The following is a 25,386-nucleotide window of genomic DNA, read 5'->3' on the forward strand; positions in this document are numbered from 1 at the left end:
GCTATTCGCCCATCTGCGCCTTCAGGAACCGGGCGCTGTCGGCCAGCACCGGGCCCTTGCTGCGGAACGGCTTGGACAGCGCCATCACCACCTCCTCGTGATCGAGCGGGCCGTAGTTGATGACTTCCACCGGCGCGCCAAGCTCGCGCAGCTTTGCGGCAAGGTTGTTGGTGTTGCGCGGGCGCACGGTTTCGTCACCCTCCGATGTCACCAGCAGCAGCGTCGGCGCGTCGGCGCGCGCATAGGTGATCGGCTGCGTCTCCTCAGGCTGCGGCCATTGGCTGAACGCCGCGATCGAACGCGGGCTGTCGAACGGGTAGAAATCATACGGACCGGACAGACCGACCGCCGCCTGCACGTTGGACGGATCGGCCCCGGCCGCGACCAGCCGCTTGCTATCCAGCGCCAGCATGATCGCCTGATAGGCGCCTGCCGAATGGCCCATGAAGGCGAGCCGCGCCGGATCGCCGCCGTATTGGGCGATGTTGTCCTCGACCCACGCGACCGCCTCGGCCCCGTCGTCGAGGAAGGCGGGAAAGCGCACTTGCGGCACCTTGCGGTAATCGGGGATCACCACGAGAAAGCCCTGATTGGCCAGCGCGCGCCCTGCGAAGGCATAGGCGGTGCGGTCCCCCTTGGCCCAGCCGCCGCCATACCAAAAGATCACGACCGGCAGATCGGCGTCGCTCGCCGCGCCTTGCGGTGCCCAGATGTCGAGGCTCTGCCCGTGGCTGCCAAACGCCGCGCCCTCGGCCACCTGTCGCGCCCCCGCGCCGCCGCCCGCCGCCCGGTCATAGAGCGAAAGCAGCCGCGGTGGCGACGTGAAGGCGAGGATGCCGCCGATCACGACGACCAGCGCAAGGGCGGCTGCTGCAACGGCACGCCGCATCAGGCTACGTAATGCGCGGTGGTGGTCGCGGCGATATCGGCCTCGGTCACACCCGGCGCCATCTCTATGAGGCGGAACGGCGAGCTATGGTCGGGCCGCTGGAACACGGCGAGGTTGGTAATGATCATGTCGACCACGCCTGCGCCCGTCAGCGGCAGGGTGCATTCGGGAATGAATTTCGGGCTACCGTCCTTGGCGGTGTGGTCCATCACCACGATGATCTTCTTCACGCCTGCGACCAGGTCCATTGCGCCGCCCATCCCCTTGATCATCTTGCCGGGGATCATCCAGTTGGCGATGTCGCCGTTCTCGGCCACTTCCATCGCGCCCAGCACGGTCAAGTCGATATGCCCGCCGCGAATCATCCCGAAACTGGTGGCGCTGTCGAAATAGGCAGTGTGGGGCAGTTCGCTGATGGTCTGCTTGCCTGCGTTGATCAGATCGGCATCGACCTCGTCATCATAGGGGAACGGCCCAATACCGAGCATTCCGTTTTCGCTCTGCAGCGTCACCAGCATCCCTTCGGGGATGTGATTGGCCACCAGCGTCGGGATGCCGATGCCGAGGTTTACGTAGTAGCCGTCCTGGAGCTCGCGCGCGGCGCGGGCCGCCATCTGGTCGCGGGTCCAGCCGGTGGGAAGCGTGGTCATTGGTGCTGGTGTCCTTACTTGGCCGCGGGGAGCGCCGCGGGGAACAGGGGCTCGATCAGGAACCACCCATCGCCGATCGCGGTTTCGAGCGCGGCGCCCGCCTCGGGGTTCTTGAGATACACGAATCGCTCATCGAAATCGGACTTTTCGTCGCCGGCAATCGCGACGATGCAGGAATTCGCGGCGAGCGATTCCTTGCGCGCTTGTTTGCGGTCTTCGGGGTCACGACGCAGCGAGACGATATCCTCGCCGCGCGGATCGAGCCCGGATTGCTCCAGCGCAGTGCGAACTGCACCGATCTGGCCGACGGGCACATCGGAGACCCAGGCGATCTGCACCCCGGCCTCGCGCAGGACCGCAAGCCCGAGCGCCTGACCGTCGTTCTTCGCTACGGCGGCGGGCGGAGCAAAGACGCCGCCTTGCGGGTCGAGATCGACGACCGCCACCGGCTGTTCGCCCGCAGCACAGCGTTTGCGCATTCCGTCGAGCGCGATCGGATCGGCCAACATGGCGGACAGCGGACCGCTTGCCTGCGCGCTGACCGCCGCAACGCCGCGACCATAACGCACGAACTGGGCAAAGCCGAACCGCTCGCCTTGCGGTGCCGCGGGGGCGACGCCGGGCAATACGGTGGCGGCCGCTAAGGCTGGCGCAGCCGCAGTTGGCGCCGGAGCACTGGGCGGTGATCCGACCGGCGGGGGCACTGCTCCCGGCCGAGCCGCAGGTACGCTGACAGGAGCCGGGGCAAGATCCGCAGCCGGAGCGGCGGCTTGCGCTGCGGGCGCGACCGTGACCGACGGCGCCGTAACCGGAGCCGGAGCCGAAGCGACAGCCGCCGGAGCGGTTGCAGGCGCGCTGGGGGTGTTTCTTTCCGGACCTTCACCATCCAGCCGGCTGCCCACCATCGCACTTCCAGCCAGAGCGGGAATGGCAACTGCGATACACCCCGAGAGGGATGCACCTGCCAAAGCCAGCAAGGGCAACAATACGATACTGCGGTTCATCACGCGGTCTCCCTCTCCCGAACCGTACGGAACTCGATCATCTTGTCATAGGGTGCGCCGCACACGATCCGGTTCACATACACGCCTGCGAGATGGATCTGATCGGGATCGAGGCTGCCCGCCGGCACCACTTCCTCCACCTCGGCAACACAGATCTTCCCGCAGGTCGCGGCGGGCAGGTTGAAATTGCGCGCGGTCTTGCGGAAGATCAGGTTGCCGGTTTCGTCCGCCTTCCACGCCTTGACAATCGACAGGTCGGCAAAGATGCCGCGTTCGAGAATATAGGTCTGCATCACCCCGTCGCGGTCGGGAAAGTCCTTGTGTTCCTTGCCCTCGGCCACTGCGGTGCCGACCCCGGTGCGGGTGTAGAAGCCGGGAATCCCTGCGCCGCCGGCCCGCATCCGTTCCGCTAACGTTCCCTGCGGGCAGAATTCGACTTCGAGCTCGCCCGAAAGATACTGCCGCTCGAACTCCTTGTTCTCGCCAACATAGGAACTGATCATCTTCTTCACCTGCCGGGTGCGCAGCAGCTTGCCGATGCCCTCATTGTCAATTCCGGCATTATTGCTGGCGAAGGTGAGGCCGGTCACGCCGCTGTCACGAATCGCGTCCAGGAGCCGTTCCGGTATACCGCACAGGCCAAAACCGCCTGCAGCAATCAGCATATCATTGCCAAGGACGCCTTCGAGCGCGCTGGCTGCATCGGAATAGAGCTTTGTCATCGAGCCTGCCTGACTTGTTGTAAATTCAGCACGGACAATCCCTGCGGGATTTCCCGAGGGTGATTAGTGCCTTCAGGCGCCGCTGTCACCACCGTGCCTGAGCGAAACTTGAACTTGCGTTCATGTTGCGGCGCAAGATGCCAAATGTGACGAAATGTGCTTACAAATTGACCGCCTGCCTTCTTTATAGGCAGAAAATTTGCGTTTCTGACACCCGATTGTGTCATCAGCGGCAATTAATTGCGCATTTTGCAATCCTATGCGCACTTTACGCACTTGCACAAAATCCTATTCTGCTGCAGATGCGAAGTGCCTTTTAGGCATCCTCTCCCAAACTCATCAGCCCGGCCCCAGTGCCGGGCTTTTTTTTGCCCGCACAAATCCGCGCCACGCCCGGCTTTCTTGCCCGGGAATAATCCGGGGCGTGCCGGACTCCTTTTTGGCCGGCACGGTCCCGAGGCAGCCGCGCCTTTTCTGCTTGCTCCGAATCCGCAGTGTTGCGCGTTGGCCTTTTCGCTCGCCGACCGTCTGCGGCGCCCCGGCCAAGCTCGATTGCAATCGCGCAAGGGCGTGCCTAGCTAATTGTGCAAGTCTCCAGAACACTTGCAAGCGCAGGAAAAACCCATGGCCGAAGCAGAAACCGCCGCGCCCACCCGCACCGCCCGCTTGCAGGTCGCGCCTGCGCGGCAGGAGGAATCGGGGCAGGGCATCGCCCGGATGCCGCGCTCCGCTTTCCAGAAGCTCGGCATTACCGAAGGGGACGTGGTCGAAATCGTCGGCAAGCGCACCACCGCCGCGATCGCCATGGCCGCTTACCCCGAGGATGATGCGCTCGACGTGGTGCGATTGGACGGTTTGCAGCGCGGCAATGCCGAAGCCGGATCGGGCGAGCATGTCGAAATCGCCCGCGCCGAATCGCGCCCCGCCACCCGCGTTGTTTTCGCTCCGGCACAGCGCGAAATGCGGCTGCAGGGGCCGACCCAGGCACTGAAGCGCAACTTTTTCGGAAAGCCCCTGTTCGCCGGCGATCTGGTCGCTACCACCGGTCAGCAGCCGGTGCAGAATATGCCATCGGATGTGCGGCAATTGCTGCGCGCACCCGCCTATGCGCTGACCCAGATCCGCCTGTCCGTGCATTCGACCAGTCCCAAGGGCATCGTCCATATCGACGAGAATACCGAGGTCGAACTGCGCTCCGAGTTCGAGGAACCGCGCGATGGCCGCGCAGTCGTCAACTACGACGATGTCGGGGGGATGGAGGACACCATTCGCCAGTTGCGCGAAATGGTCGAACTGCCGCTGCGCTACCCCGAATTGTTCATTCGGCTCGGTGTCGAACCGCCCAAGGGCGTGTTGCTCCACGGCCCGCCGGGAACCGGCAAGACCCGGCTGGCGCAGGCGGTGGCGAATGAAAGTGACGCGGAGTTCTTCACCATAAACGGCCCGGAAATCATGGGATCGGGTTACGGCGAGAGTGAAAAGCGCCTGCGCGAAGTGTTCGAGGAAGCCAGCCGCGCCGCGCCCGCGATCATCTTCATCGACGAGATCGATTCGATTGCGCCCAAACGCACGCAGGTTCCGGGCGAGGCGGAGAAACGCCTCGTCGCGCAGCTGCTGACGCTGATGGACGGGCTGGAACAGCGCGCCAATCTCGTCGTCATCGCTGCGACCAATCGCCCCGATGCCATCGACGAGGCGCTGCGCCGTCCGGGCCGGTTCGACCGCGAGATCGTGATCGGCGTGCCGGACGAACGCGGGCGGCGCGAAATCCTGTCGATCCACACCCGCGGGATGCCGTTGGAGGAGACGGTCGACCTGAAGGAACTCGCCCGCGTCACCCATGGCTTTGTCGGCGCGGACATCGCCGCGCTTACCCGCGAAGCCGCAATCGAGGCGGTGCGGCGGATCATGCCCCGACTCGATCTGGACGAACGCACCATTCCGCAGGACGTGCTGGAGGATCTGTGCGTGTTGCGCGACGATTTCCTCAGCGCGCTCAAACGCGTGCAACCTTCGGCCATGCGCGAGGTGATGGTGCAGGTGCCGAATGTCGCGTGGAGCGATATCGGCGGCGCCGGCGAGGCGATCGACAAATTGAAGGAGGGGATCGAACTTCCTCTGAAGAACCCTGACGCGTTCCGGCGGCTTGGCATCCGGCCCGCGAAAGGCTTCCTGCTCTACGGCCCGCCCGGCACAGGCAAGACCTTGCTGGCGAAGGCCGTGGCCAAGGAGGCCGAGGCCAACTTCATCTCGATGAAAAGCTCCGACCTGCTGTCCAAATGGTACGGCGAAAGCGAACAGCAGATTGCCAAGCTGTTCGCCCGCGCCCGCGCAGTGGCGCCTTGTGTGGTGTTCATCGACGAGATCGACAGCCTCGTTCCCGCTCGCGGCAGCGGGCAGGGCGAACCGCAGGTGACCGGCCGTGTAGTCAACACCATCCTTGCCGAAATGGACGGGCTGGAGGAATTGCAATCGGTGATCGTGGTCGGCGCGACCAACCGCCCGGCGCTGGTCGATCCGGCACTGCTGCGCCCCGGCCGGTTCGACGAACTGGTTTATGTCGGCACCCCCGATAAGGAGGGCCGAGAGCACATTCTCGGCATCCACACGTCGAAAATGCCGTTGGCGGACGGCGTCGACCTTGGCGCGCTAGCGGGCAAGACCGAACGGTTTACCGGGGCCGATCTGGAGGACGTGGTGCGCCGCGCCGGCCTGTCCGCACTGCGGCGGCTGGGGGGCGACGTCAGCGAAGTTGGCGCGCAGGATTTCGAAGAGGCGCTCAAGGATTCGCGTGCCACCGTAACCGAGGCGATGGAAGCCGAATACAAGAAGATGCGCGGCGAACTGAAAAAGCGGGCGGCGGCGGTGCAGCCAATCGGTTTTATCGCGCCCGAAATGCTGACCCCGACGCGGGAGAAGAAGCACGATTGAGGGGGCGACCTTCCCCCAATGTTTCACGTGAAACATTGGGGGAACATCGGCCAGCCTAGGTGGACGCTTAGTGCGCCGCGTCCCAGCTTGCGCCGGTGCCGATATCGATGCCGAGCGGAACCGTGAGGTCGACCGATGGCAGCGCGGCTTCGGCCATGATGCGCCTGATGATCGGCGTGGCGGCTTCGACGCGGGCTTCGGGGAGTTCGAACACCAGTTCATCGTGCACCTGAAGCAGCATCCGCACATCGTGCAGACCTTCGTCCGCCAGCGCGGGTAGCATCCGCACCATCGCGCGTTTGATGATGTCCGCGCTGGTGCCCTGGATCGGCGCGTTGATCGCCGCGCGTTCGCTGCCCTGCCGTTCGGCCTGATTCCTGGAATTGATCCGCGGGAACCACGTCTTGCGCCCGAACAGGGTTTCGGAATAGCCCTTGGCTCGCACGCTTTCGAGCGTTTCGTGGATGTAGCGCTGGATGCCGGGGAAGCGCTGGAAATAGGTGTCGATCATCGCCTGCGCTTCGTCCGGCGCGACTTCGAGCCGGGTCGCCAGCCCCCAGCGCGAAATGCCGTAAAGAATTGCGAAGTTGATCGTCTTGGCCCGAGCGCGGGTATCGCGGGTGACTTCGCCGAACATCTCGCGGGCGGTGCGGGCGTGGATATCCTCGCCGGCCGCGAAGGCTTCCTTCAAGCTGTCGACGTCGGCCATGTGCGCCGCCAGTCGCAATTCGATCTGCGAATAATCCGCCGCCAGCAGGACATTGCCGGGCTCAGGAACGAAAGCCTCGCGGATCTGGCGTCCGATGGCGGTGCGCACCGGGATATTCTGCAGGTTGGGATCGGTCGAGGAAAGCCGCCCCGTCTGCGCGCCGACCAGACTGTAGCTGGTGTGGACGCGGCCCGTCGCGGGGTTTATCGCGGCCTGCAACGCATCGGTGTAGGTGGATTTCAGCTTTGCAAGCTGCCGCCATTCCAGCACCTTGCGGGCGATCGGCGCGCCCTCTGCGGCAAGCTTTTCCAGCACCGAGACATCGGTCGAATACTGCCCGCTCTTGCCCTTCTTGCCGCCCTTGTGGCCGAGCTTGTCGAACAGGATGTCGCCCAATTGCTTGGGGCTGCCAACGGTGAATTCCTGGCCCGCAAGTTCGTGGATTTCGCCCTCCAGCCGCCCGATCTCGACCGCAAATTCCTCCGACAGCTTGGCGAGGCGCGCACGGTCGACCCGGATGCCTTCGCGCTCCATCGCCGCCACCACCGGGATGAGCGGGCGGTCGACCCGCTCATAGACCCGCGTGCCGCCTTCGCTGGCGAGGCGCGGCTTGAGGTGACGATAGAGCCGCAAGGTCACGTCGGCATCTTCGGCGGCGTATTGCGTCGCACGGTCGATTGCGACTTCGCTGAACAAAATCGCCTTCTTGCCGGTGCCGCACACGTCCTTGAACGGGATCGGGCTGTAGCCGAGGTGGCGCTGGCTGAGTTCGTCCATCCCGTGGCGCCCCCCGATGCCTTCCTCGCCGCGTCCGGCATCCAGCGCGAAGCTGATCACCATGGTATCTTCGATCGGGGAAACGCTGATCCCCTGCTGGGCGAGCACGTTGAGATCATACTTGCCGTTCTGAAAGACCTTGAGGACGCTGTCGTCCTCCAGCAGCGGCTTGAGCGCGGCGAGCGCGGCCTGCATCGGCACCTGCTCGGGCTTCTGCGCGAACATGTCGTCGCCGCCCCCCTCGATGTTATGATGCGCGAGCGGGATGTAGCAGGCATCATTCGGTCCGATTGCCAGGCTGATGCCGCACAACTCGGCGCGCATTGCGTCGAGCGATGTGGTCTCGGTATCCACCGCCACCAGCCGCGCGGCGCGGGCGCGGGCAATCCAGCGGTCTAGCTGCTCCATCGTCTGCACCGTCTGATAGGCGCTGTGGTCGATGGGCGGCATATCAGGCAATGGCTGGTGGTTGGCCCTGCCACTTCCGGTGCCATTGCCGGCATCGCCAGCGGTCGTCGGTTTGGGCGGGTTCAGATCGGTCTTGCGCGACGGGCTGCCATTGCCGCCCTCCAGCCGCCGAAGCAGCGATGTAAAGCCATGCTTTCCGAGGAATGCGGCGAGCGGTTCTGACGGAATCTTGCCGAGCTTCATCTCCTCGATGGGTTGGGGCAGGGCGCAATCCTCTTTCAGCGTCACCAGCACCTTGCTGAGTTCGGCGTCAGCCCGGCTCTCGATCAGGCGATCCTTGAGCTTTGAGGGCTTCATCGCGGGCGCGGCATCGAGCGCGGCGGTTAGCGAGCCATGTTCGGCGATCAGCTTGGATGCGGTCTTCGGGCCGATTCCGAAGATGCCGGGAACGTTGTCGACGCTGTCGCCCATCAGCGCCAGAACATCGCCCACCAGTTCGGGCGGCACGCCGAATTTCTCCTCGACCTCAGTCAGGTAGATGCGCTGGTTCTTCATCGTGTCCAGCATGTCGATGCGCGCCGGGCCATGCGGACTGTCGGCCTCGCCCACCAGCTGCATCAGGTCCTTGTCGGAACTGACGATGGTGACGTCCCACCCCATCCGCTGCGCTTCGCGGGCATAGGAGGCGATGATATCGTCGGCCTCCAGCCCCGCTTCCTCGATGCAGGGCAGGCTGAAGGCGCGCGTGGCATCGCGAATCAGCGGGAACTGAGGAACCAGATCCTCGGGCGGGTCGGGCCGGTTGGCCTTGTATTGATCATATATCTCGTTGCGGAAGCTGATCGATCCGGCATCCAGGATCACGGCAAGGTGCGTCGGCCCGTCGGCTTCGTCGAGATCGGTGGCAAGCTTCCACAGCATCGTGGTGTAGCCATAAACCGCACCCACCGGTGTGCCTTCCGGGTCCGTTAGCGGGGGCAGCCGGTGATAGGCGCGGAAGATGTAGGATGATCCATCGACGAGATAGAGATGTTGCTTGGTGGATTCTTGGGGTTCGGCCATGCGGTCTGCTAGCACCCACAAGCAAGGCGGGGTAGCCGGTTTTGTGGACGGTATACTCCCTGCCATGTCCTGAGCGAGGCGCTTAGCCTGACCAATTATGGCGAGAAGATGGCAGAATTTGGGCAGATTGCCTTATTTGCCTTGCATTGCCTCAATCCTGCCATTATTTGACACCTCGAACCGGGGTTCACACTCTGGTTTCGCCACCCTCCGAGTAGGAGCGTGGGGTATCCATCGAACAAGGATTTCAGAATTATGCGCAAGATCATTCTCGCCGCCGCCATCGCCACTTCGGCTCTGGGTCTCGCTGCTTGCGGTGAAACCGCCACCGAAGAAACCACCACCGAAGAAATGGTTGCTGACGCCGAAGTCAACGCCGACGCCGCCGTCGAAGACGCCGAAGCTGCTGTCGACGCGACCGCTGAAGAAGTTGCTGATGCGACCGCCGAAGGCGCCGAAGCTGCTGCCGACGCCGCCGCTGAAGTGGCTGCCGAAGCTGAAGCTGCTGCCGAATAATTCGGATTGATCGCGCCGCCTCGGCGGCGCTGGTCAAACAGAAGGGCGGTGCCGCAAAGCGCCGCCCTTTTCGTTTGCCTTCAGGCCCGCATCCGCAGCGGTATCAACCGCCGGTGTCGTAAGGCGCTGCTGTCCAGTTGCGCACCGGGTTCTGCTGCTGGGCGCGGACCGTGAAGCCATCATACAGCGCGCGGGCAATCGCCGCGATCCGCTGTTCCCGCGCCAGACGTGTGCCCTGACCGGTGACATAAATCGCCACCGCAATGGTGCGCCCGTCGGGGCATTCGATCAGGCCGATATCGCTGGAGGTGTTGTACAGCGAACCGGTTTTGTGGCTCACCCGCGCGTCGTCCGGAATGTGGGCAACGATGCGACGCTTGCCGGTGACCGTGCGGCTCATCGCGGCGAGAATGACGCGCCGGCTCTCGTCCGAAAGGAAATCGCCGCGGTAAAGCCCGGACAGCAATTGCGCCATGGCCCGCGGAGTCGCGACATCGCGCTTGTCGATATGGTTCACCGGATTGAATTCGCCATCGTCGCGCACCAGCGTTGCGATGTCGCGGTTGATGCTGAATTCGCTGATGCCGTTGCGGCGCACCCAGTCCGTGACCGCAGCAGGCCCGCCGACTGCCGCCAGCAACGCATCGGTCGCGGGGTTGGACGACCGGGTGATCATGATTTCGATCAGGTCGATCGCAGGCATGTACTGCCCTTCGCGCACGGGCGCCCGCGCCGATGAATACTTCGCCGAGCGCACTGGCAGCATCAGCGGGAATTCCGACGTCAGCGAATACCGCCCCTGTTCGACCATTTCGAGAAAAGTCGCAGCCACCGCGATCTTGCTGGTGGAGGCCATCGGAAACATCTGGTCGCCCAGCACCATGATTTCCTCGCCGGTGGTCAGGTCGACTGCGGCCACACCGATGCGACCCTGCGCGGGATCGGCGAGTTCGGCAATCCGCTGCGCGAAGCTGTTGGCGTAGATCGCCTCGAAGCTCTGCGGTTGGCGCGCGTCGGTGCCGAAAGCCTGATCGAAGCTCGATTGCAGTTCGTTGGCGTCCGCTTGCGCCGGCACGGCGAGCATCGCGAAGGCTGCGGCAAGGCCGGTTACGAAAGCGGAAAGGCGGGTGCGTACCATGGCCTGATGTTACTCCTTCATGGTTGCCGGCAACTTAATGATCATAATAGTCACGCGCGATTCGTCGCGGCAAGCCTTCGTTTCGGCTCGTGCGGTGAAAGGTGCGCATGGCGCGACCGGGCTGCCTTGACGCCGGCCATGCTGCCGCTCGGACGAAATCGTACTTTTGTCGAAAGCGGGCTTGCCGAATCACTGATCCGCTTGACTGCCGCGCTGATGGCGGCAGTTTGGGGATCAACCATTCTGGTTTGAAGGGACATCATGACCAACGCATCAGCCTTGCGCGCTTCGGGCGCCATTCTTTCCGCTTTGCTGCTCGGCACTTCGGGCCTTGCCCTGGCCCAAAGCGTTCCGATCGTTCAGCCCGGTGCACCGGGCCAAAGCAGCCGCACCCTGAGCGCAGACGAAGCGACCAAGCTTGCCGCTGCGAGCTATACACCTGCCGATGTCGCCTTCATGCAGCACATGATTGTGCACCACAGCCAAGCTGTGGATATGGCGGTGCTGGTCAAGGACCGCACCAACACCGAAGAAATCGTAGCCATCGCCGGCCGGATCGAATCGAGCCAGGCGGACGAGATCGCCTTCATGAAGGAATGGCTGGCCGAGCGGGGCGAGCCGGTGGAAGACCCGGCGATGAGGGGCCACGGCGACCACATGCATCACATGATGGCCGGCATGGCATCGCCCGATCAGATGAAGGCGCTGGCCGCAGCCGACGCGGTGGAGTTCGACCGTCAGTTTCTTGAACTGATGATTGCCCACCATGAAGGCGCGGTGGAGATGGTCGAAAAGTTGCTCGACCAGGCCGGAACCGCCGCCGATCCGGTGCTCTATCGCTTCATCGGCGATATCGAGAACGAACAGACCGGCGAGATCGAGCGCATGGACGTGTTGCTGGCCGGCCTGTCGGAAGACCCGCGCGCTGGCCTGGCGGCCGGGTTCGGCGATGCCGGAGAGGCGATCATGAACCTGACCAAGGTCGCAAGCCTGCGCAAGCCGGCCGGGTTCTTCAATCCCGAAAACCCGGCCGATCTGCGCCCGCCGGTCCCCCCGAAGAAGGACAAGGCCGAAAAGTCCGAGGATGAGGATGAAGCCGCGGACGCGGTGGTTGCCGATGCGGAGGCGAATGCCGAAGCTGCCGTGGTTGCTGCTGTGGAGACTCCCGAACGCGGCGAGGAGGAAAGCCTTACCCAGTTCGCCGAACGCTCCCCGCTGCTCGACTTCGCCAACACCGACATGGCGTTCTTCGACGATATCATGGTGGCAGGCAGCTTTCATGGCTTCAACATCTACAAGCTGGGCGCCGACGGCGTGCCGAACCTGATGAGTTCGGTCGTCTGCCCCGGCGGGCAAGGCGATGTCTCGGTGGTGGGCGATCTGCTCGTGATGAGTGTCGAACAGAACCGCGGGCGCGTGGATTGCGGGCTGCAGGGCGTCGAAGGCGAAGTCAGCGAGGAACGCTTCCGCGGCCTGCGCATCTTCGACATCTCCGATCTCAGCGCCGTGCGTCAGGTCGGACAGGTGCAGACCTGCCGCGGCAGCCACACCCATTCGATCGTCAGCGCTGACGATACCCGTATCGTCGTCTACAATTCCGGGACTGCGGGTATCCGCGAGGAAGAGGAACTGGCCGGCTGCATCGGCGGGATTCCGGGGGACAGCCGCACTGCGCTGTTCTCGGTCGATGTGATCGAGATCCCGGTGGCGGATCCTTCCAAGGCCCGGATCGTGAGCAGCCCGCGCGTTTTCGCCGACACCGAAACCGGCGAGATCGCCGGCCTGTGGCGCGGCGGGGACCATGGCGATGGCACGCAGCGCACCGCGCAGACCAATCACTGCCACGACATCACCGTGTTCCCGGCCAAGGGCATCGCGGCGGGCGCGTGTTCGGGCAACGGTATCCTGTTCGACATCTCCGATCCGCTCAACCCCAAGCGGATCGATGCGGTAACCGACACCACCTTCGCCTATTGGCATTCGGCGACGTTCAACAATGATGGCACCAAGGTGATCTTCACCGACGAATGGGGCGGCGGCGGACGGCCCCGCTGCAAGGCCTCCGATCCCAAGACCTGGGGCGCCAATGCGGTGTACGACATCGTCGACGGCCAGCTGGAGTTCCGCGCCCATTACAAGCTGCCTGCTCCGCAGAGCGACAAGGAGAACTGCGTCGCGCACAACGGCTCGATCATCCCGGTACCGGGCCGCGATCTGTTCGCGCAGGCGTGGTATCAGGGCGGGCTTTCGGTGATGGACTTCACCGACAGCGCCAATCCGCAGGAAATCGCCTATTTCGATCGCGGCCCGATCAACGACGAGCAGCTGGTGCTGGGCGGATACTGGTCGGTCTACTGGTACAACGGCCACCTTTACGGCACCGAGATCACCCGCGGGATCGATGTCTTCGCACTGGAACCGAGCGATGCTTTGACTGAAGCGGAAATCGCTGCGGCCAAGGCGGCGACATATGCGGATGGCCGCTTCAACCCGCAGACCCAGACGCAAGTGACGTGGGAGGACGGCGTGATCGAGGCTGCCGAGGCCAGCCGCAAGGGCGGGTAACGGGGCGGCTGACGGGCGGGGTGCTCGCACCCCGCCTTCGGCTCACTCGGTCAGATGTGGCCGATTGTGCCGATTTTTCGGCGTTCGTGCCCGAGGTGAATGCCCACCGGCACGCAGACCCCGATCAGCCCTGCGACCCACAGGCCCGAGACTGGATCGGCGATCACCACCGCTGCGAACAGCGCGATGGTGATCGCCAGGATCAGTGTGGGCAGCACCGGGTGACCGATGGCACGGAACGGTCGCGGCATATGCGGCCGTTTCAACCGTAGCGCGAAATAGGCCGCGTTGTAGAGCACTGCTGCCAGCAGTCCGGCTGCAACCTGGATCTTGAAGACGAAGACATAAGCGCCGGTCAGGATCATCGGGATCGCCACCACCGCCCCGATCAGCAGCGCCACCCAAGGCGTGCCGCCGCGATTGACCAGCATTGCGCTGTGCAGGAAGAGTCCGTCGCGTGCCATGCCGTAGAGTATGCGCGGCTGGGCCATGATGATTGCATTGAGCGTAAGCAGCGCCATGATCGCCGCCGAAAGTCCGGTTATCTTAAGTCCGACCGGTCCCAACAGCGTCTCGATCAGCAGCGCCACCGGCAAATCCGACCCGCGCAATGTCTCGACGTCGAGTACGGTGAACACGCTGAGGTTGATGGCAAGATAGATCGCAATCAGCATCACGGCCGAAACGAAGAACGCGCGCGGGATGTTACGGGCCGGGTCCTTGTCCTCCTCGGCAAAAAAGGTCGGCGCTTGCCAGCCGTCATAGGCGCCGAGCACGATCTGGAAGGCGGTGATGAAGGCAATCCAGCCGATTGCCGCCTCGCCAGGGGACACTGACGAGGCGGCGCTCCCGGCACTGGATGGACCGGAAGATTCGAGGGTGAATGCGGCGACGATAACGCCCGACAGCAGCAGCAGCTTGAGCGCGAGTCCGACAATGTTTGAGATCCGGCCTTCCTCGGCCCCGATCGCGTTGAATCCCGTCACCATCAGCAAGGCGGCGACCGCAACCGGCGCGGTGAAGGGCGACATTGCGGGGACGGCGACGGCAAGGAATTCGGCGAAGGCCAGCGACAACGCCGCCATGCCCGCCGCGCCGCCCGCCCACATGGCCCACCCCGCCAGCAACCCGAGGCCATCGCCAAAAGCCTCGCGGACCGGCACATAGATTCCGCCGGCTCGCGGCAGGGCAGTGGTCAGTTCGGACGCGACATTGACCGATAGCAGCACGTAAACCCCGCCGAGCGCCCAGACGGCCATCGCCGCCCAGAACACCGGCACCTCGTTCGCGACCACGCCCGGCGTCCGCAGGATGCCCGCGCCGATCACCGATCCGGCCATGATCGCGATCGCGAAGGGCAGGCCGAGGCGTTTCTGGAGGACGGTCGATGGCACCGCCGGCGCAGCGGCGGTCATGGGGCCACAGCCCGGTCATTGCCCACCCGCCCGAGCAGGCAGCACACCAGCCCCAGCAGGATGATTCCCGCCGCCGCATAATATGTCGCCGCATAGCCGCTGCCTTCGACCAGCCAGCCAGAATTGCCCGACATGATCGAGCGCGCAAGGTTCGGCACCGCCATGAACAGGGCAAACTGGCTGGCAGCAATGGCGGGATTGCTGATCCGCATCGCCCAGACGACATGCAGCACGACGAGCAGCACGGAGAGCACGTAAAGCGCCGAGGTCAGAGCCATGAACAAGATGTCGTCCTGCCACCCGGCAAAGGTCGCGCCCGCTATCGCTGTCAGCGCGGCCATGGCAACGAAATGCCCGATGATCGCCCGCTTGAGGCCGAACCAGCGCACCAGTGCGACCGGCACGAACAGCGCAAACCCCGCAGCGACAAGATTGAGCAAGGCGCTGAGGCTGGCATAGCGTTCGCTGCTCCAGCCCAGGTGCTGCACCGCCAGCGTCGGATTGACCGCATCGATAAAGGCCAGCATCGCGCAGGCGCAGCCGGTGCCGAGCAGAAACAGCAAGGTGCGCGGCGCGATGACAGATCGGAACACGCCCGACAGGATCGGCCACCAGGCCGAATTCTGGCGTTCCTCGCACTCCCGCGAAGCTTGTCCCCGCGTCCACGGCAGCAGCCGTTCGCCCGGCCGTTCGCGAAACAGGGCCACAAACACAGAGGCACAGCCGACCATCACCGCCAGCACCAGAGCGGTGCTTGCCAGACTGCCCGACGCCAGCAACTGCCCGGCAAGATAGCTGCACGCTGCCACGCCGAAGCTCTGGCTGGCGAACATCAGGCTGTTGATTGCGGTGCGCTCGGCCTCGGGCACGATGTCGACTGTCATCCCGTCGACCGCCACATCGGCAAAGGTAACGCAGACATTCAGCGTGAAGCAGAAGGCCGTCAGCAGCGCGATGTCACTGGCGCCGGGCGCGGTCACCGCCATCCCCAGCAGCGCTGCCACCATGAGGGCCTGCGACAACAGGATCCAGCCGCGCCGTCGGCCCATCGGCTTGAAGGTGAAGCGGTCCATGACAAGACCGTTGAACAGCTTGGTCGACCATGGCAGCATCGCGATGCCGACAAACCCGCCGATCTGCACCGGCGTGGCACCATTTTCGGCCAGCCAGCCAGGCAACGCCACCAGCGCCAGCCCGAGCGGCACGCCTTGCAGGAAATACAGCACGATAATGGCCGCAAAGCGGGCGATCTTGTGTTCGGACAGCGCCGGCAGCGGACGGCGGGCGGCGGATGCCGGAGCGGCGGTGGCGGCGTTCGTCATCCCGCCTCGCCCAACGCGCGGGCCATGGCTAGCGTATCGACATGCTGCTGAAAGCCGGTGATCAGCCCGTCCTTCACCGTCCACCAGTGGACGATCTGCGGGTTCACCCGCTGCCCGGTTGCATTCGACACGGCCGAATAACGGCCCTGCATCGCCACGGTATCGCCGTGGCAAACGAAGGTTCCGACCTCGACCGCGAAGTGATCGAACAGTTCTGCCGTGCGTCCGAACACGCCCGCGAACACCGCCTCTGCCCCCACATAGGGATTGCGATCGGCGAGAATGTAATTCTCCGCCTCGTTCCACGCCATGTCGGGCGCCATCACCGAGGCCGCCGCCGCCATGTCGCCAGAGGCAAAGGCCGCGTAGAGCGTTTTGATCGCTTCGAGATTGTCAGGCATCGCGGTTGTGTCCTTTCACAGTGTGAGGTGGAAGCCGCCGTCGGCGGTCAGAGTGGTGCCGGTGATGAAGCTGGCTTCGTCCGAGGCTAGAAATGCGATCGCGCGCGCGATTTCGATCGGCTGGCCAGCGCGCTTGAGGTGGATCCGGTGCTCGATCAGCTCGTCATAAGCCGCATCTCCGAACTTCGTTCGCGCGCGCCGATGGAGCGGGGTGTCAATGATCCCGGGGCAGACCAGATTGACCCTGATGCTCTGCGGCGCAAGCTCGGCAGAGGCAGAGGACGTAAGCCCGATCTGCGCGCTTTTCGAAGCGCAGTAATGCGCGAAGGCCGCGCAGCCGAGGAAGGAATTGACCGATCCGACATTGACAATGGCCCCGCCATTGCCTGCCGCCAGCATCGCGCGCGCCTGATGCTTCAGGCACAGGAAATTGCCGCGCAGATTGGTGTCGATCACTGCGTCCCAATCGGCGTCGGCCATATCGACGATGGGCACCACCGTCTCGCCGATACCGGCGTTGTTGACCGCAATGTCGAGCCGCCCGTGCGTTTCGACCGTGTTTGCAACCATGGCCTCGACATCACCGGCATCGGCCACATCGGTACGGATATGGCTGGCCTTGCCGCCCGCCGCGCGGATCGCCTCGGCATGGGCGGCGATATCCTCCTCGCGCCGCGCTGCCAGCACCACACTCGCGCCGCGCATGGCAAGCAGCTGTGCGGTCGTAAGACCGATTCCGCTGCTCGCTCCGGTGACCAGCGCGATCTTCCCCGCGAAGGAGTTAACCTCCGCGCTCATGCCGGCGGCATCCGGTCATATTGCGGCAGGTCGTCGGCAATCTTCACCCACGGTTGCTTGGCCGAGACGAAGATGTGCATCTCCGGGTGAACCGCGCTTTGATCGTCCAGCGCGCCCGCTTTCACGAAGACAAAGCCCGGATCGGAATCGCATTCAAGGAACAGGCCCGATGCGCATGACCCGCAGGACCGCCGATGCACCGCGCCGCCGCTGTCCCCGATTACGGTGTAGGTCGCCAGCTCGCCCATGACCGCGAAAGTGTCCGACGGGATCATCAGCTCGACCGAAAACGGACTGCCGGTGGTCCGCTGGCAATCGCTGCAGTGGCAATAGAACGTCGCAACGGGTGCCGCATCGAAGGTGAACTGCGCGCCCCCGCAATGGCACCGGCCAGAGGTTTCCCCGGTCATGTCATGCTCCGTGATTGGACAAATGCGCAGCGGCCGGGGGTCGGATCGCCCGCTTCAAGTCGCCCCGCTTCGAGCCAGTCTGCCAAGGCTTTCGGCGCCTCCGACCGGAGCACCGCCGCGTAATCGCCGAGGTCACCATCGCTCAGAACCGAGGCCCAGCGGCCATTGGTGCCCTTGTGCATGAAAGTGTCTGCCCCGCCCTTGAACCCCATCTCGGCCATGCCGAGCATGTTCGGTCCATCGCGTTTCATGGCATCGAATCCTGCGGCGGCGACGATTTCATCCCACAGCGGCTGAGGCGTTGCGATTCCGCAGAATTGCGCCATTCGGCGCATCTCGCCGTCGCGGTCGGCCTTGAGGTCGTTGTAATGAACCATCAGGATGTTGGGCTGCTCCCGCTCCTCCCAAAAGCTGCGCTCGATTTCGAAGAATTCGGCCATGGTGAAATCGTCGAATGGTGCGTGCTGCGGATCGCGCAGCCATCGCCGAAAGAAGGCACGCGGATCAGCGGGCGCACGCGGGTGCGGCGCGGCGATGGCCGGATCGTTCAGCCCGATCTGGTCCAGTCCGGCGAGCAATTCGTCGGAATAGTGGGTGCAGTGGTTGAAAAACGACATCACCGCATCGCGCGGATCGCGCGCAACATTGATGTAGAGCACATCGTCATGCAGCGGCAGCGCGGTCAGCGGGGAATGCGACTTGAGGCTGCGCCGACCGGCCCGCGCCGCCAGCCCTGCGGCGATCTCCTGTTGCGGAATAAAGCGCGCATCAAGCCAGGGTGCCTCATCCATGATCTGGCGCGGCGCGGCTGACTGGTGGAGCAGCATGTCGATGATTCGCTGGGTCCAGGTGGTCCCGGTCTTGGGCGGGGTGACGACCACGATGTCGCCCGCCCGGAAGACGAAGTCATCCCAGATGCTGGTGTCGGTGTGCCAGGTGCGGATGGTCTTGTGCGGTGGGCGGATCAGCATGATGGCGCGATGCTCCGGTTACGCGGGATGATGGCCGCAAAGGTGGCGGCAAGCTGGCGGGCGTAATCCGCCGCATCAAAGGCACCTGCCGAGTCCGCGATCAGCCCGTCGGGGCCGATCAGCCAGGCCTCGGCTCCGCTGATTGCAACCCGCGCTCCGCTTCCGCCTGGTCCCGTGTTGGTGCCGGTCAGCGTCCAGTGGAAGACCTGTCTGCCGCCATCCGCGCCGATGCAATCGAGCGCGACCACCATGTCCGGAAACGCTTCCATGAAGCCGCGCGCGACATCGGCAATCGCGGCGCGCCCGATCGCCGGTTCACCCCCGTTGACCACAAGCCGGCCGCCCTCGCTGTAGAAGGCAGCGACACGTTCGGGGTTCTGGCTCGACCAGGCAGCGGCGTAATTGCGCGCGAAATCGGTGAGAGAAAAAGTCGCGCTGCCCGCCCCAGCCGATTGCGCGGACACATCGATCCTGACCAACGCGTCTCCAAGTCCGGAGACATGGGCGGGTCCGTCACCGCTTGGCAGGATCACGCCGGTGACCAGCCCAGGCATCGGCGCCCACAAGTCAGGCGAGAGCAGCGGCAGCAGCGGCTCGCCAGCGGCCTGTCGACGTTCGAGCTCGGCCACCATCCGGGAGCTCTTGGCGGGATCGGGATTGAACACCGTGCTGACCGCGCCGCTATCGGGATCAATCCGGTAGAGCGCGTTGGCGAACGGGCTCGCCGCCCACAGCATGCCGTCGGCGGCGAGTTCGAGATTGTCGGGTGTGGTCACGCGGACGAGCACGCGCCTGTCGCCGAGCGCGCCGGTCACCGCATCTACCGCGAAGCTCAGGATGCGACTGGCGACGATTTCCGCGACATAAAGCCGACCGCGCAAGTCATCGAAGACGATGCCATTGGCGAAATCGAGGCCATCCACCAGCTTGACCGCGCGCGGGTCTGCCTTGCCCAGTTCGGTGGGCGCAATCCGCCAGACCGACCCGTCGCCCATCGGTCTGTCGGCGGCGGCGAACATCCGCGCTTCCGACCCCGCTCCCGGCGCGTTCTCGGTCGATTGGGTAAACCAGATCGCGCCGGAAGGGTCGCGGATGGCTGCGTTGACGCCGAAGGGGTGGTCGTAAATGCGCCCGACCTGCTGCGTCACGGTATCGACGCGGTAGATGTGACCTCCGGTGATGTCCGCGACCAGCACATGTCGCTCGTCCGGCTCCCATGAGATGCCATTGGGGCTGTTCCATAAGGGATCCGGTTTTGTCCTGAAGCCGGCTGCGGCGAAATCGCCGAACGGACTGATCGTCCCGTCCGGCGAGATGGTGACAAGGCCATGATTCCAGTCACCCACCAGCAGGCGGCCATCGCGCAGGATCACGCCATCCTCGGCATGGGTTAGCCCGCCCTCTGCCGGGAACCGCTCAAATTCAGCGACCTGCGGTGCGGGCGGTGCCGGGTCGGCAGAGGCAGGCGCGCAAACGAGGCTGACAAGCGCTAAACCAAGCGCAATCCGGATTGTCATCATCCGTCCTATCTCCTCAAAAAACCGAATATCCGCCGTCGACCGGCAAGGTGATCCCGGTAACGAAATCGGCCGCCGCGCTGGCGAGGAACACCGCCGCGCCCGCGCATTCCTCCGGCTCGCCCCAGCGGCCTGCCGGTGTGCGCGCCATCAGCATCGTGTTGAAACCGCTCCAATCGGGATCGTCCCGCGCAAGAGCGGTCATCTCGGTTGCGATCCAGCCCGGCGCGATGGCATTGACCTGAATGCCATGCGGGGCGAGTTCGATCGCCATCGACTTTGTCAGCTGGACGACCGCGCCTTTTGCAGCGGCATAAGACGGCAGGTTGCCCGCGCCGAAGATCGCATACATGCTGGCAAGGTTGATGATCTTGCCGCGCCCGCGTTGCTGCATCGATACCGCCGCAGCCTTGGACAGCAGGAAGGTCGCGGTCAGATGGGTCGCAAGCGCATTGTCCCAGCCTTCCTCCGACTGGTGCAGCACCCCGCCGCTGACATCGGCATTGCCGGCATTATTGACGAGAATGTCGATCGGGCCGAGCGCGCGCTCCACGCCGGCAATCGCCGGAGCGAGCGCGGCGCGATCGGTCACGTCGAGGATATCGGCATGCGTGCGCCGACCGATCCGTTCGAGTTCAGCCTCGACTTCGGCATTTCGGGTGGCATCGCGTGCCAGAATCGCTACCGCAGCGCCCGCCTGCGCCAAACCGATTGCAATCGCCCGTCCGATCCCGCGATTGCCGCCGGTGACGACCGCAACCCTGCCGGAAAGATCGAAAGTGGGCCGAGGCTGGGTCATGCGATGGCAATCCCAAGGCCGTGCGCAACAATCGCGGCCCACCACGATGTACCTCCGGCCCACCAGGCAAAGGTGTAGGCAACCAAAATCAGCCCAAATCCTCCGGTGAACCACCGGTCGATCCGGCGCTCCTGCCCGAACCGGATCGCGGCCAGCACAAAGCCGAACAGGGCAGCAGGCCCGAACACGCCCAGCCATCCGCTGTCGCCAAACAGGGGTATCGTCGCCGGGATGCGAACTGTCGCGCCAGACAGGACCGCAATCCCGGCCAGCAACATCAGCGCGCGGTGGCGGTCTAGTATTTTGCGATTGAAGTACCCAGCAGCCACAAACCCGCTGAAGACCAGCATTTCCGTGAACATGGACGGGCCGAACTGCCAATAAGGCCGTCCCCAGAACGGAAATCCGGGCGCGTCGAGGATCGAGGCATAGGCAAGGATGATCCCACTTGTCGCACTCAGGGCGGCTATGGCCATCGACCATGCCCCGACCAACATGTGCGTGCGTACCGAACGCAGGGTGACGAGGCCGGTCTGGACCACCAGCAAGACTATCCAGCCCGTCATCGCCACACCATGAACAACCACCAGCGGCACCAGCCATGGCGTTATACTACGCTCCCCGAAGCCGTTGCCGCGCAGGTAAAACGGGGCAAAGCCGATGATTGTCAGGGCGAGCATCAGCGATGCAGCCACCAGCCAGAAACGCGGACGCGTAATGCTGGCAGGTCGCGGGCTCTGCTCAAGGCTTGCCGTGTCAGCGTTGCTGGTCATCCAACCAACACTTCCAGCCGCCCGCGAATGGGCGAGACCGGCGCGGCCAGATCGATCGCTAGCAGATCTGCCGCGCTTTCCCCGCCGCGCAACCGGGCGAGCCATTCGGCCGGATCATATTCGGTCCCGACCGGGTTCTGGCCGATCTTGTCGCCCGCGAAATAGTCACGGCATTCGCCCTTGCTGGCAAAGCAATCGACACTGAATTCCATCTGGTTGCCATCGGGATCGGCATAGTAGAGCGAGGCGCTCATGCCGTGATTGACGCACCAGTAGGGTTCGATCCCCTTTGCCTTCAGGTCTTCCCACGTTTCCAGCAGCGCGGCGAGCGAGGGGACTTCATAGGCGACATGATCCACACCGACCGGCGCCTGTGCGGTATCCTCGCCATCGGGCGCGATCACTGAAAGATCGGCAAAGGCGAGCCGGTGGTGTTCATCGTCGAAGGTCAGGAACGCCAGCGCCGGATTGCGATAGACGATCCGCGCGCCGAACACGTTCGCATACCATTTCAGCATCGGTTCGAGCTGACGTGTGCGATAGACGACATGCGCAAGTTTGGGTTTTGGTATCGCCATGTCGGGCCTCACTCCTGCTTGAACTGGGGGACGAACTCCGGCGGGCGATCGGGTCGCATCACCGCCCGCCGGAGCTCTGGCCGCGCATACCCCCCCGGGTCAGCGCGGCTTATAATTCTGCTGCAGCATCAAGCCGGCCGCAGGGGGCCAGAGCGAACCGGATCGTTTCCTTCCGTTCTCGCCGCTGTTGAACAGTTCACCTTCGATGCCGCTTGTCTCACCCCGAATTGCACCGATAAAACTCCCCCGCGCGCACCGATCCCCCGATCCGTGCGCTGTTTGAATTGGTTCAATTTCCGTAGTTCCGGTGCGGGCAAAGTGCCCGTCAGAAGCGGGTGCGGTCAACCGGGGTGACCGTCAAAAAAGCGTCAATTCGTGCAGGTTCAAGCGCCGGGTCGGCCTTTCGGCATTAGGTCGGGCCAGCCGTGACGGTTCCACGCCTCGACCATGCCGAGGTCTTCGGCGAAGTTCATGAAGTCCGGATGCAGGCGGACCCGGCGGATCGGTTCGACATCGGCCCACAGGCTCATCAGGCCGAACATATTGGCCGGATGAATGCATTGGCGGTAAATCTTCATGACCAATTCGGCATGCCCCATCCAGATCGCCGGAAACGCGATCGATGGATCACAGGGGTCCGGCATCGTCTGGTGCAGCCCGTCGAGCATGGCGCAATAGGCCGTCCGCGCGTCCGCATCTCCGCTGCAAATCCCCTTCGCCGCGATCCCCCAGTAGGCATCGCGCACCGCGTCGCTCATCGGCTCGGTCCCGGCGGGCGGCAGGATCACCGTGTTCATCAGCATCCGCTGTGCGTAATAGGTCTCGGCGGCTTGCTGACGTTCGCCGTTCGCCGCATTGATGACGGCAAGCCACATGCCGGGCATCCCGAGGTCGATCATCCGCTGCCCTGCCGCCAGCGCCGGAGCCATTTCGCCAAGGTTGAAATGCGCGGTCGAAAGCATACCATAATTCCGACCGTAAGCCGGGTCCTGCTCGATCCCGGCCTCGATGAATGGCAGGGCCGCGCGCGTTCGGCCGATATACAGCAAAAACGATCCGAGCCGCAGCGCGACATCGGCATTGCGCGGCTCGCGGGCATAGGCTTCAAACGCAAGGTCGAGCGCGCCCGCCGGGTTCAGCCGCGTCCATTCGTGGATCCCCTGAATCGCCAGCGCGTGGCCCTGGCCCGGATCGAGCGCGACCGCCCGCTGGGCGCATTCCGCCGCCTTGCGCGACCGTTCGACCCGGTCGAGGCACGGCGTATAGACCGCATTATGGATATGGGCGTCGGCAAGCGCGGTCCAGCATTCGGCGAAGTCGGGATCGAGCGCCAGCGACTCTTCCAGCAGCTCGATCGATTTCGCCGCTGCCCCGTCGGTGATCGAGCGCCGTACCAGCGAGCGGCCTTGCAGATAGAGCGAATAGGCTGCGCGGTTCGCGGTCATTCGCCGCATCGGCGCGGGCGAGAGCGCGAGCCCCAGCACCCTGCAGATCGCCGCGATTATGTTGTTGCCGATAACTTTGCGGGATTCGAAGAATTCGTCGATCGAGCCTTCGATCCGGTCGGCCCAGATCTCGGTGCCGGTGGCGCCTTCGATCAGCGCGATCCTGACCGTGATCAGATCGGGGGTGCGCCTGACCTCCCCTTCGATCAAATGCGTCACCCTGAGACTTGCCGCCATTTCCGTCAGCGTTTGCCTGCGCGGTGCGACCGCGAGAACCGAGGTGCGACCGGCGAGCGCAATGCCTTCGACCTTGCCCAACCGCGAAACCAGTTCATCAGTCACGCCTTCGGCCAGAAAGAAGTTTCCGCCGACCAGATCGATCTGCGGGAATGGCAGGACGGCGAGCGCGATGTCCGTGAGGCCACGGGCGGCGGGATAGCGCGCCTGAGCTGCGGCGCTCAGCCTTGCACTGGCTTCGGAGTCCCCGGCGGCGCGCAGGTCGGCGACCAGTTGCATGGCCGCCTGACCCAACCGCATATCCACCTGCTGCCGCTTTTGCGCGATCCAGCGGTCGAAGGTGGGATTGAACGATACGGCCTGGAGCAGCGGCAGGCTGCCGATGCGTTCAAGAATGGCCGCCGCGGCCGACCCGTCGCTGTGTTCCAGTGCAGCGTCCAGTGCGCGCAAGTCGGATTGCAGAGACCTCCGATCAAGCGCCACGGCCGCGCGGGTGACGATCAGCACCTGGCCGCAGCCTTCACTCTCGAATTGGTGGCGCAGATCGAGGAGGCATTGCCTGAGGCTCGCCTTGGCCTGTGCGGGGAACCGGTCGGGCCAGAGCAGCCGGCACAGCGTATCGCGGTCAAGGCTGTTATCCGGCTGAAGGCACAGCAACGCCACCAGCAACATGCCCCGACGATTGCTCAGCAATAAAGGCGTTCCGTCCGCAGTCTCCAACCGGAATTCGCCGAATATCCGGACAAAAGCTTCAGTCGTCGGCGGAACGCATTTTGATCGATCCTGCCGCATTCAAGTCCCCCGCTAAGAAGGCCTAGTCAGTGCATGGTATTTTGCAATCAGTTTTACCCGCTGAGTCTGAATTGAGCCGGTGGCAAGGGCGACAACGCACATCCATTTACTCCGCCGCGACGATTGCCGCTGCGATCCGATCGGTTGACTGTCCGGTCAGGGTCTTGTCGATCTCGCCGACGAGCCGCTGATTGAGTTCGACGTGATAGTGCTGGCGCATTTCGCCCAGCGTCTTGGGGTCGGCAATGATGAGCAGCGCCTCGATGCCCCCGGCGATCGCCTTGGCGTTGAGCCATTCGGCGGCGGCCGCACCATGGGCAAGTTCGTCAAGATCGGTGCTGTCGGGCTTACGTCCCGAATCCTGGTGGCGCACCCCTGCGCTGAAATTGGTCACGTCCAGATCGGGCTTGTCGACTTCGACCAGCCGGGGCTCGAAGATCTGCCCGTCATTGCGGAACAGCGTGAAGCTTTCTCCATCGATCAGCGCGACGTGGGCCTTGTGCGGGAGTTTCATGATGGTCGTCCTTGTGTTCGGATTTCGGTTCCCCTGCTTGCGG

The 25,386-nt window shown here is 64.1% G+C and carries 21 protein-coding genes; 3 read left to right on the plus strand and 18 right to left on the minus strand.

The features are described from left to right. Window position 1 precedes the first annotated feature (1 nt). From J3454_RS10715 to J3454_RS10730, 4 genes are read right to left on the minus strand one after another with little or no spacing between them, the layout of a single operon-like run. Window positions 2-889 carry an alpha/beta hydrolase gene (locus tag J3454_RS10715; protein WP_349513743.1) on the minus strand — a complete coding sequence of 296 codons (888 nt, stop codon included), beginning with the start codon at window positions 887-889 and terminating at the stop codon, window positions 2-4. Next, on the minus strand, window positions 889-1,539 hold the full coding sequence (locus J3454_RS10720; protein ID WP_349513744.1) for a 3-oxoacid CoA-transferase subunit B: 651 nt from the start codon (window positions 1,537-1,539) through the stop codon (window positions 889-891). The genes J3454_RS10715 and J3454_RS10720 overlap by 1 nt, the downstream gene beginning before the upstream one ends. 14 nt (window positions 1,540-1,553) lie before the next feature. Beyond that, window positions 1,554-2,543 carry an HAD family hydrolase gene (locus tag J3454_RS10725; RefSeq protein ID WP_349513745.1) on the minus strand — a complete coding sequence of 330 codons (990 nt, stop codon included), beginning with the start codon at window positions 2,541-2,543 and terminating at the stop codon, window positions 1,554-1,556. Continuing rightward, complete coding sequence (locus tag J3454_RS10730; RefSeq protein WP_349513746.1) at window positions 2,543-3,265, minus strand: CoA transferase subunit A; 723 nt, start codon at window positions 3,263-3,265, stop codon at window positions 2,543-2,545. Before J3454_RS10730 ends, J3454_RS10725 begins: the two co-directional genes overlap by 1 nt. 624 nt (window positions 3,266-3,889) lie before the next feature. Here J3454_RS10730 and J3454_RS10735 point away from each other — a divergent pair. After that, on the plus strand, window positions 3,890-6,196 hold the full coding sequence (locus J3454_RS10735; RefSeq protein ID WP_349513747.1) for a CDC48 family AAA ATPase: 2,307 nt from the start codon (window positions 3,890-3,892) through the stop codon (window positions 6,194-6,196). Between the two features lie 67 nt (window positions 6,197-6,263). Here the strand turns inward: J3454_RS10735 and polA are convergent, their stop codons facing one another. Continuing rightward, the gene (polA, locus tag J3454_RS10740) at window positions 6,264-9,152 is read right to left on the minus strand and encodes a DNA polymerase I (RefSeq protein WP_349513748.1); all 2,889 of its coding nucleotides are present in this window, start codon (window positions 9,150-9,152) and stop codon (window positions 6,264-6,266) included. A gap of 255 nt (window positions 9,153-9,407) precedes the next feature. Between polA and J3454_RS10745 the strand changes: the two genes are divergently transcribed. Next, on the plus strand, window positions 9,408-9,668 hold the full coding sequence (locus J3454_RS10745; protein ID WP_349513749.1) for a hypothetical protein: 261 nt from the start codon (window positions 9,408-9,410) through the stop codon (window positions 9,666-9,668). A 103-nt stretch (window positions 9,669-9,771) separates the two neighbouring features. Here J3454_RS10745 and J3454_RS10750 read toward each other — a convergent pair whose 3' ends face one another. After that, window positions 9,772-10,806, minus strand: coding sequence for a serine hydrolase (locus J3454_RS10750; RefSeq protein ID WP_349513750.1), 1,035 nt, complete (start codon window positions 10,804-10,806; stop codon window positions 9,772-9,774). 261 nt (window positions 10,807-11,067) lie between these two features. Here J3454_RS10750 and J3454_RS10755 point away from each other — a divergent pair, with 261 nt between their 5' ends. After that, on the plus strand, window positions 11,068-13,371 hold the full coding sequence (locus J3454_RS10755; protein ID WP_349513751.1) for a DUF305 domain-containing protein: 2,304 nt from the start codon (window positions 11,068-11,070) through the stop codon (window positions 13,369-13,371). Window positions 13,372-13,421: 50 nt separating this feature from the next. On the opposite strand, the gene J3454_RS10760 is transcribed toward J3454_RS10755, so the two are convergent. The 12 genes from J3454_RS10760 to J3454_RS10815 form a co-directional block, all read right to left on the minus strand. Beyond that, window positions 13,422-14,786, minus strand: coding sequence for an APC family permease (locus J3454_RS10760; RefSeq protein WP_349513752.1), 1,365 nt, complete (start codon window positions 14,784-14,786; stop codon window positions 13,422-13,424). Then, a complete protein-coding gene (locus J3454_RS10765; protein WP_349513753.1) occupies window positions 14,783-16,108 on the minus strand; it encodes an MFS transporter in 1,326 nt (441 codons plus the stop codon). The genes J3454_RS10760 and J3454_RS10765 overlap by 4 nt, the downstream gene beginning before the upstream one ends. Further along, window positions 16,105-16,509, minus strand: coding sequence for a nuclear transport factor 2 family protein (locus tag J3454_RS10770; RefSeq protein ID WP_349513754.1), 405 nt, complete (start codon window positions 16,507-16,509; stop codon window positions 16,105-16,107). Before J3454_RS10770 ends, J3454_RS10765 begins: the two co-directional genes overlap by 4 nt. A gap of 15 nt (window positions 16,510-16,524) precedes the next feature. Beyond that, the gene (locus tag J3454_RS10775) at window positions 16,525-17,307 is read right to left on the minus strand and encodes an SDR family NAD(P)-dependent oxidoreductase (protein ID WP_349513755.1); all 783 of its coding nucleotides are present in this window, start codon (window positions 17,305-17,307) and stop codon (window positions 16,525-16,527) included. Then, the gene (locus tag J3454_RS10780; protein WP_349513756.1) at window positions 17,304-17,717 is read right to left on the minus strand and encodes a GFA family protein; all 414 of its coding nucleotides are present in this window, start codon (window positions 17,715-17,717) and stop codon (window positions 17,304-17,306) included. The genes J3454_RS10775 and J3454_RS10780 overlap by 4 nt, the downstream gene beginning before the upstream one ends. Then, window positions 17,714-18,688, minus strand: coding sequence for a sulfotransferase domain-containing protein (locus tag J3454_RS10785; RefSeq protein WP_349513757.1), 975 nt, complete (start codon window positions 18,686-18,688; stop codon window positions 17,714-17,716). The genes J3454_RS10780 and J3454_RS10785 overlap by 4 nt, the downstream gene beginning before the upstream one ends. Further along, on the minus strand, window positions 18,682-20,205 hold the full coding sequence (locus tag J3454_RS10790; protein WP_349513758.1) for an SMP-30/gluconolactonase/LRE family protein: 1,524 nt from the start codon (window positions 20,203-20,205) through the stop codon (window positions 18,682-18,684). The genes J3454_RS10785 and J3454_RS10790 overlap by 7 nt, the downstream gene beginning before the upstream one ends. A gap of 16 nt (window positions 20,206-20,221) precedes the next feature. Further along, entirely contained in the window at window positions 20,222-21,004 is a 783-nt protein-coding gene (locus J3454_RS10795; protein WP_349513759.1) for an SDR family NAD(P)-dependent oxidoreductase, read from the minus strand. Next, window positions 21,001-21,777 (minus strand): hypothetical protein, encoded by a 777-nt coding sequence (locus tag J3454_RS10800; protein WP_349513760.1) that lies wholly within the window; start codon window positions 21,775-21,777, stop codon window positions 21,001-21,003. Before J3454_RS10800 ends, J3454_RS10795 begins: the two co-directional genes overlap by 4 nt. Further along, window positions 21,774-22,355, minus strand: a complete 582-nt coding sequence (locus J3454_RS10805) for a VOC family protein (protein WP_349513761.1) — start codon at window positions 22,353-22,355, stop codon at window positions 21,774-21,776. The genes J3454_RS10800 and J3454_RS10805 overlap by 4 nt, the downstream gene beginning before the upstream one ends. 383 nt (window positions 22,356-22,738) lie before the next feature. Continuing rightward, a complete protein-coding gene (locus J3454_RS10810) occupies window positions 22,739-24,730 on the minus strand; it encodes a hypothetical protein (RefSeq protein ID WP_349513762.1) in 1,992 nt (663 codons plus the stop codon). A 205-nt stretch (window positions 24,731-24,935) separates the two neighbouring features. After that, entirely contained in the window at window positions 24,936-25,343 is a 408-nt protein-coding gene (locus J3454_RS10815; protein ID WP_349513763.1) for a baeRF12 domain-containing protein, read from the minus strand. Window positions 25,344-25,386 lie beyond the last annotated feature (43 nt).

Origin of the sequence: Erythrobacter sp. NFXS35, from assembly GCF_040148725.1 — a bacterium.
In the GTDB taxonomy this organism is placed as follows: Bacteria; Pseudomonadota; Alphaproteobacteria; order Sphingomonadales; family Sphingomonadaceae; genus Erythrobacter.

Coding starts and splice junctions, on each gene's coding strand:
- J3454_RS10755 (WP_349513751.1), top strand. CDS start 11,068: ATGACCAACGCATCAGCCTTGCGCGCTTCGGGCGCCATTCTTTCCGCT.
- J3454_RS10720 (WP_349513744.1), bottom strand. CDS start 1,539: ATGACCACGCTTCCCACCGGCTGGACCCGCGACCAGATGGCGGCCCGC.
- J3454_RS10760 (WP_349513752.1), bottom strand. CDS start 14,786: ATGACCGCCGCTGCGCCGGCGGTGCCATCGACCGTCCTCCAGAAACGC.
- J3454_RS10775 (WP_349513755.1), bottom strand. CDS start 17,307: ATGAGCGCGGAGGTTAACTCCTTCGCGGGGAAGATCGCGCTGGTCACC.
- J3454_RS10730 (WP_349513746.1), bottom strand. CDS start 3,265: ATGACAAAGCTCTATTCCGATGCAGCCAGCGCGCTCGAAGGCGTCCTT.
- J3454_RS10735 (WP_349513747.1), top strand. CDS start 3,890: ATGGCCGAAGCAGAAACCGCCGCGCCCACCCGCACCGCCCGCTTGCAG.
- J3454_RS10790 (WP_349513758.1), bottom strand. CDS start 20,205: ATGACAATCCGGATTGCGCTTGGTTTAGCGCTTGTCAGCCTCGTTTGC.
- J3454_RS10815 (WP_349513763.1), bottom strand. CDS start 25,343: ATGAAACTCCCGCACAAGGCCCACGTCGCGCTGATCGATGGAGAAAGC.
- polA (WP_349513748.1), bottom strand. CDS start 9,152: ATGGCCGAACCCCAAGAATCCACCAAGCAACATCTCTATCTCGTCGAT.
- J3454_RS10745 (WP_349513749.1), top strand. CDS start 9,408: ATGCGCAAGATCATTCTCGCCGCCGCCATCGCCACTTCGGCTCTGGGT.
- J3454_RS10805 (WP_349513761.1), bottom strand. CDS start 22,355: ATGGCGATACCAAAACCCAAACTTGCGCATGTCGTCTATCGCACACGT.
- J3454_RS10770 (WP_349513754.1), bottom strand. CDS start 16,509: ATGCCTGACAATCTCGAAGCGATCAAAACGCTCTACGCGGCCTTTGCC.
- J3454_RS10750 (WP_349513750.1), bottom strand. CDS start 10,806: ATGGTACGCACCCGCCTTTCCGCTTTCGTAACCGGCCTTGCCGCAGCC.
- J3454_RS10785 (WP_349513757.1), bottom strand. CDS start 18,688: ATGCTGATCCGCCCACCGCACAAGACCATCCGCACCTGGCACACCGAC.
- J3454_RS10795 (WP_349513759.1), bottom strand. CDS start 21,004: ATGACCCAGCCTCGGCCCACTTTCGATCTTTCCGGCAGGGTTGCGGTC.
- J3454_RS10765 (WP_349513753.1), bottom strand. CDS start 16,108: ATGACGAACGCCGCCACCGCCGCTCCGGCATCCGCCGCCCGCCGTCCG.
- J3454_RS10800 (WP_349513760.1), bottom strand. CDS start 21,777: ATGACCAGCAACGCTGACACGGCAAGCCTTGAGCAGAGCCCGCGACCT.
- J3454_RS10715 (WP_349513743.1), bottom strand. CDS start 889: ATGCGGCGTGCCGTTGCAGCAGCCGCCCTTGCGCTGGTCGTCGTGATC.
- J3454_RS10725 (WP_349513745.1), bottom strand. CDS start 2,543: ATGAACCGCAGTATCGTATTGTTGCCCTTGCTGGCTTTGGCAGGTGCA.
- J3454_RS10780 (WP_349513756.1), bottom strand. CDS start 17,717: ATGACCGGGGAAACCTCTGGCCGGTGCCATTGCGGGGGCGCGCAGTTC.